Genomic DNA, 6,595 nt, shown 5'->3' on the forward strand with positions numbered 1-6,595 from the left:
TCGCTGCGAACGCCCTGCTCGGGGCGGAGCGGAGATACGGAGGGTGACGAGACTCTCACCGCTGCCCGGAAAGACGCGTCCGGCGCCCCGGAGGTTGCCTGCGTTCGACACCTCGGTGATGCGTTCTGGAGTGCCTGGCCCCGGGGGGCCGTACGTCGGGGGCGGCCGGGGGTCGGAAGCCCGCGGCCGGGGGTCAGAAGCCCGGGGTCTCGGGCCCGATGCGGCTGCGGACCGCCGTCTGGACGTCGGCCTCCTCCGCAGGGTCGGCGGCCAGCCGACGGAGCTGTTCGACGACGCGGGCGTCGGCGGTAGCGGCGTGGCGGGCGGCGACCTCGCGGGTGCTCTCCTCGCAGTCCCAGAGGCATTCGACCGCGAAGCCCGCCGCGAAGGACGGATCGGTGGCGGCCAGCGCGCGGGCGGCGCGGCCGCGGAGGTGGGAGGAGGCCGTCTCCCGGTAGATATGGCGCAGCACGGGCGCGGCGCAGGAGATCGTCAGGCGTCCGGCGCCGTCGACGAGCGTCCACAGGGTCTGGGCGTCCGGGCCCTCGGCCCGGACCGTGCGGCGGAGGGCGGCGAGCACGAGCGGGCTGTCGTACTGACCGCCACGGCAGGAGAGCATCGCGGCCGCCGCGTCCCCGAGGGCGTCGGGGCGGTGGGCCCAGATCCGGGCCCGGTCGAGGGCGGCGATACTGCGCATGCGTTCGAAGGCGGAGAGGGCGGCCTGGGAGACCAGCTGTGAGGCGTCCGGCTCGGTCACGGCGGCCTCGATCAGGTCGAGCACCTCGGGGTCACCGATCTCCGCGAGGTGCCGCAGCGCCGCGGCGCGGGCGGCGTCGGGGGCCGACGCGGCGGCGGCGAGGAGCTCGGGCCGGTCCTCGGGACCGGCGACGGCGGCGAGACAGCGGGCGGCCGCGTCGGGGCGGCGGGCGTCCGGCTTCAGATCGTGCTCCCGCTGGGCCCACAGCAGGACGTCGTGGACGCTCCAGCCGGGGCGCGGCCCCGAGGGCCGCAGCTGGCGCTGCCATCGGTCGAAGGCGCCGCGCTCGGCCGCCGCGCGCACCCGCGGCCCGTGGTCCGGATCGTCGGCCCACAGCCGCCAGGGCCGGGGTTCGTAGGCGCCGCGCACCACGGCGGCCAGTTCCGCGTCGCCCTCGGGGGTCCGGGGGAAGCGGGCGAGGATCGCGGGGGCGAGGCCGCGCAGCCCGGTGTCGTCGTCGCGCAGGGCCAGCTCGTCGAGGGCCCATTCCCAGTTGCTGCCGGCCGCGGCGTAGCGGCGCAGCAGCCGCAGCGCGTCGGACCTGCCGTAGGCGGCGAGGTGGCCGAGGACGGAGAGGGCGAGCCCGGTGCGCTCCTCGTCGTCATCGACGAGGTCGTCGGGGTGGAACAGATGCTGTTCGATCTCGTCGAGCCCGGCGTCGAGGTCCAGACAGAGCCTGGCGTAATAGAGCGAGCGGTTCTCGACCTGCCAGTCACGGCGGGGGTCGCGCAGCACGCAGTGGTGCAGTGCCGCGAGCGCCTCGGCCCGCGGCGCGGCGAGGGCGTGCAGGGTCCCGTCGCCGCGGCCTCGCTGGAGGAGGCCGAGCAGGGTGCCGCTGGGCGCTATGTCTGGATCGAACATGAGGTCAGCATCCGGTGCGGGAGGGTCGCTGGCAACGGGATTTCCGTCGATCGGCATTCTTGCCGATGTCCTGCCGCCGTATGCCTGATGAACGGTGCGGGACTGAGGGACTCCCGAGCGCCGCAGCCTACCCGGAATCGCGCGCTCCGCCGATTCCCGCCCGACCTGCCCCCGGAAGGCCATCGGCATATGCCGCAAGCACCACCGGATCGGGTATTGCCAAACCGCTTACGGGATGTCGCAGCCTGTGCAAGAGTCGTTACCGGTCCCTCCCTCAAGACCCGGCCGCGCCGCGCCCGTATCGGAGAACGTCATGCCGTCCCCCCGCTCCGCGGACCATCCCGCCGCATCGCCTCCCCAGCGTGACACGGTGGACGCCCTCATCTCGCAGACCCAGCGGCTCCGCGGCGGGCTCGACGCCGTCCGCCGGGACACCGTCGCGGACCTGGGCGGTACGGATGACGCGCAGGTGCGCTGGCAGCGTGCGCTGTGCGAGCTGGCCGTCCACCAGCTGGACGATCTGGGCCGGCATCTGGACGAGCTGCGCGAGGGGCTGCCCGCCGATGCCGCCGAGACGGTCGAGGCCCCGGGGACGGTCGAGCCGTCCGGGACCGTCGGTTCCACCGATCCTGAGGCCGACACGACGGCCGACGCGACGGCCGGGGCCCCGGCCGGGAGCGAGGCCGCCGGTCACGCCCCCACCGGCCGCGGTTCGCTGGTGAGCCGGGTCGGCAGCGCCGAGTGGAACCTCCTCACCGACGAGGTGACCTGGTCCGACGAGCTCTGCCGGATCTTCGGCCGCGACCCCGGGGACGGCGGGCTCACCCTCGACGAGCTGCCCTCCTGGGTCTTCTCCGAGGACCAGCCGATCCTGACCGCGATGGTCACGGACTGCCTGGTGGACGGAAAGCCGATCGACGGCGAGTTCCGCGTCGTTCGCGAGGACGAGGTGGTGCGCACCGTCCATATGGCGGGCGAGCCGGTGCTGGACAGCGACGGCAGCACCGCCTCCATGTGGGCCGTGCTCCGGGATGTGAGCGAACTGCGCCGCAGCGAGCGGGCGGTGCGCGAGAGCCGGGAGACCCTGTGCCACCAGCGGCGGATCGCCCGGACCGAGCGCCGGCTGGCGGTGGAGGTGCGGGAGGCCGTGCTGCCGCCGTGGCGCGGCTCCCTCCGGCTCCCGGCCCGTGACGGCTTCCCGGGCGCGGGTCCGGCGCCGGACAGCGCCGTCCTCGACCTCGCCGCCCACTACCTCCCCTCCGAGTCCAGCGCCCAGATCGGCGGCGACTGGTACGACGCGCTCGAACTCCCCGATGGCCACACCCTGCTGAGCGTCGGCGGACTCACCGGCCACGGGGTGACCGCCACCTGCGGCATGGCCATGCTGCTCGGCGCCGTGCGCGGCATGGCGGTGGCCGGGATCGAGCCCGGCGCGCTGATGGGGCGGCTCAACCAGCTGCTCGCCGTCTCCTCCCAGCCCGCGCTGGTCGGCGCCGTCTGCGCGCGGTACGACCCGCGCACCCGCACCCTGGCGTGGGCGCAGGCCGGACACCCCGCCCCGCTGCTGTTCCGCGACGGGACGGGGCGCCCGCTGCGCGCTCCCGACGGTGTGCTGCTCGGCGCCACGGCGGGCGCCGCGTACACCCAGGCCGAGGAGCGGGTGGAGCCGGGCGATCTGCTGGTGCTGCACACCGGACGGCTCGCCAGGGACGCCGAGGGCGCCACCGAGCGGCTGCTCACGCTCGCGCCACGGCTGACCGCCGCCCATGGCGCACAGGAGTGCGTACGGACGGTGGCCGAGGCGTTCGGCGACGAGCCGCGCGAGAACGACGCCTGTGTGCTGATCGCCAGGGTCACCGGCGCCCGCGCGTGACGCGGCGCCCCGCGTCGGCGTGGCGCGGTGAACGGCCCCTCGTCAGGCGTCGGCCCCTCATACGGCCTCTCATACGGCGTTGACCCCGCGTAAGACGCTGACCCCGCGTGCTGCCCTTCGTGTTGCCCTTCGTCCTGCCCTTCGTACGGCGTGGCCCGGCCGCTAGACGGCCGCGCTCCTGGCGATGGAGCCGGGCCCTTTCAGCCCCGTGCCGCCCTTCCCCGCGCCTCCCTTCGGCATCACCTGCTGGATCTCCTCGCGCAGCTCCCGGATGGCCGGTGAGGTGCCGTACCGCCCGGTGAGCCGGTACATCTCGCGCAGCCGGTCCCAGGTGCGGTGCGAGGAGTTCTGCTCGATCGTCAGCAGCGCCATCCGGGCATAGCGGTCGGCCTGCTCCGGATCGTCGCCGAGGAAACAGGCCGAGGCGATGGAGATGTGGTCGAAGATCTGGGACCGCTGGCGACCGCCCTCCCGCATCCGCAGCGCCTTCTTGGCATGGCTCTGGGCGATCCCCGCCGCCCCCGGCTCGTGCTCGGCCAGGGTGCGGTAGACCAGCCCCTGCATACCGTGCAGATCGGCCTCGTTGAACAGCTGCATCCAGCTCGGCGCCGGCCCGTCGTCCCGGTCCGAGACGAACAGCTCCTCCGCCTCGCCCAGGGCGCGCCGCACCGCCTGGCCCTGGCCCTTGGACGCCAGCGCCCACGCCTCGATGGTGCAGAACATGGACCGGGTGAGCGGCAGCGCCGCCTCGCCCGCACCGGACTTGGCGAGCCTCATCAGCTCCAGGGCGTCGTCCGGGCGGCCGAGGTGCACCATCTGCCGGGCGGCCCGGGAGAGCGCCTCGCCCGCCCGGGGCCGGTCGCCGCCCTCGCGGGCCGCGTGGGCGGCGATGACGAAGTACTTCTGGGCGGTCGGCTCCAGGCCGACGTCATGGGACATCCAGCCGGCGAGGACGGCCAGATTGGCCGCCACCCCCCACAGTCTGCGCTGGAGGTGTTCGGGGTGGCGGTAGGCGAGCATGCCGCCCACCTCGTTGAGCTGGCCCACCACGGCCTTGCGCTGGAGCCCGCCGCCGCGGGCCGCGTCCCAGGCGCGGAAGACCTCGACCGAGGTCTCCAGGGCGTCGATCTCCTGGGAGCCCACGGGGGCGGCCTCGTAGCGGTCGAAGCCCACGGGCTCGACGGACAGGGGATTGTCGGTACGGGGCGCGTCGGTGGCGAGGGTGGGGTCGGAGAGCAGAAAGTCGCTCATGGCACCGGTGATGGCGGATCCCGCGGCGAGCGCGGCACCCGCACCCACCAAGCCGCGTCGGTTGAACATAAGGTCCATTCCCGTGAATTCGGTGAGGACCGCGGCCGTGGACTCGGGCGGCCAGAGCAGCCCGTCACCGGACTGCCCCTTTCCCGCGCGCCCCCCTCGTCCGAGCCCGAGATCCTCGATGGTCACGACTCGACCGAGGCGCTCGGTGAACAGGGCAGCCAGCACCTTGGGCACGGGATCGCGCGGCGTCTCGCCGGTGTCGATCCAACGCCGCACCCGCGAGGTGTCGGTCGCCAGCTGCGGATGGCCCATGGCCGCCGCCTTCCGGTTCACGAGCCTCGCGAGCTCGCCCTTGGACCAGCCGGCGAGGCCGAACAGGTCCGCAAGACGGGTGTTGGGTTCCCTCGTCACGTCAAGCCCCCAGGTTCCTCGGCTGACTTGACAGTAACGGCCCCGTCACGAGCTGTGCGACTATTCGCCAGGGTTCGCCAGGGTCCGCCAGATGGTGTGCCACCCGCACAGGGGTGTGATGTAGGAGCGCGTTACCCGGCCCGGTGGCGGCTCGAGTTCGACCGAACCGCATTCCCCAGGGTGCGGCCCCGCCCCGGGGCCGGGTGCGTACGCAATTCGTCGGCACACGAAGGGATCTGTCTCGCCCATGTACGCAGCATCGTCCTCCGTGTCCGTCCCGCCCCGGCCGTACCGGCGGCAGCTGCCCGGCAATGGGCCGTACCTCGATCCCGCCCCCGGCGGCCGGGCCCGGCGGACCGCCGCCCTCGGCCCCGTGCCGCCCCGCGGGAGACTCGACTTGTCCGGTCCACAGGGTGCGCAGCTGCGCACCGCGATCACCTCGGTCCACCGCATCTGTCCGGAGTTCAACCCGGTGCAGGTGCTGCGGCGCAGCGGACGGTCCGTACTCCTGATCGGGGCGACCGGGCGCAGCACCGCGGTGGCCAAGTGCCTGCTGGACCACTCCCCCGCGTGGGCCGAGCGGTTCCGCCGGGAAATAGCGATGTACCGGGCGTTCGTCCGCCAGCGCCCGCCGGTGCGGGTGCCCCGGCTGATCGCCGCCGACCCGGACAACTGCGCGCTCGTCATCGAGCGGATGCCCGGGCGGATCGCGGCCGCGCAGCGCCACCCCACCGAGCCCCCGCCGCGTGCCGATCTGGGCGCGGTGCTGGGTGCGATCCGCCGGGTCAACCAGTGGCGGCCGCCCGCCGATCTGTTCGACGCCCCCATCGACTACGCCGCCCGGCTGACCCGCTATCACGAGCTCGGGCTGCTGACCGACCGGGACATGGGCGATCTACAGAAGCTGCTGCGCGGCGTCTCGCACGCCTGCGGGCGGCAGACCCCGGTGCAGTTCTGCCATGGCGACGCCCTGTTGAACAACGTCCTGCTGTCCCCCGCGGGTCCGGTGCTCCTCGACTGGGATCACGCGGGCTGGTATCTGCCCGGCTATGACCTGGCCACGCTGTGGACGGTGCTGGGCGACGCCCCCGTCACCCGGCGCCAGATCAGCCAGTTGGCGCAGGCCGCCGGCCCGGCCGCGCGGGACTCCTTCCTGGTAAATCTGATGCTGGTGTTGACGCGGGAGATCCGGCAGTACGAGACCGCGGTGCAGCGCACCATGCACGACCCCGCTCCCCTGGTGCCGGGCGCGGTGCCGGCCGGTGAGGAGCAGCGGCTGCTACTGCGCCGGCTGCACGACGACTGCGCGCTGGCCCGGCGCGCGGTGCGGGCGGCGGTCGGCACCCGCTGAGCGGAGGCGGGGTGGCGACCGCCTGGCGTGTTACCCGTCTTTTCCCTTTTCTTTCCCCCCGCCTGTTGCCCCTCCCCCACCC

General features: G+C 73.9%; 4 protein-coding genes. 2 read left to right on the forward strand and 2 right to left on the reverse strand.

Annotated elements, in window-relative coordinates:
• Positions 1–193 precede the first annotated feature (193 nt).
• Positions 194–1,618 carry a HEAT repeat domain-containing protein gene (locus ACT2CW_RS39460; protein ID WP_445520076.1) on the reverse strand — a complete coding sequence of 475 codons (1,425 nt, stop codon included), beginning with the start codon at positions 1,616–1,618 and terminating at the stop codon, positions 194–196.
• A gap of 313 nt (positions 1,619–1,931) precedes the next feature.
• Between ACT2CW_RS39460 and ACT2CW_RS39465 the strand changes: the two genes are divergently transcribed.
• Positions 1,932–3,491 carry a PP2C family protein-serine/threonine phosphatase gene (locus ACT2CW_RS39465; RefSeq protein ID WP_445520077.1) on the forward strand — a complete coding sequence of 520 codons (1,560 nt, stop codon included), beginning with the start codon at positions 1,932–1,934 and terminating at the stop codon, positions 3,489–3,491.
• A gap of 162 nt (positions 3,492–3,653) precedes the next feature.
• Here the strand turns inward: ACT2CW_RS39465 and ACT2CW_RS39470 are convergent, their stop codons facing one another.
• Positions 3,654–5,162, reverse strand: coding sequence for a DNA-binding protein NsdB (locus tag ACT2CW_RS39470; RefSeq protein ID WP_445520078.1), 1,509 nt, complete (start codon positions 5,160–5,162; stop codon positions 3,654–3,656).
• Between the two features lie 247 nt (positions 5,163–5,409).
• On the opposite strand from ACT2CW_RS39470, the gene ACT2CW_RS39475 reads away from it, so the two are divergent.
• Positions 5,410–6,513, forward strand: coding sequence for an aminoglycoside phosphotransferase family protein (locus ACT2CW_RS39475; RefSeq protein WP_432047388.1), 1,104 nt, complete (start codon positions 5,410–5,412; stop codon positions 6,511–6,513).
• Positions 6,514–6,595: the final 82 nt, after the last annotated feature.

The organism is Streptomyces sp. NEAU-174 (assembly GCF_052665095.1).

What these genes read in the sequence shown, in the direction of transcription:
- ACT2CW_RS39465 (WP_445520077.1), top strand. Translation starts at nt 1,932, where the DNA reads ATGCCGTCCCCCCGCTCCGCGGACCATCCCGCCGCATCGCCTCCCCAG.
- ACT2CW_RS39460 (WP_445520076.1), bottom strand. Translation starts at nt 1,618, where the DNA reads ATGTTCGATCCAGACATAGCGCCCAGCGGCACCCTGCTCGGCCTCCTC.
- ACT2CW_RS39475 (WP_432047388.1), top strand. Translation starts at nt 5,410, where the DNA reads ATGTACGCAGCATCGTCCTCCGTGTCCGTCCCGCCCCGGCCGTACCGG.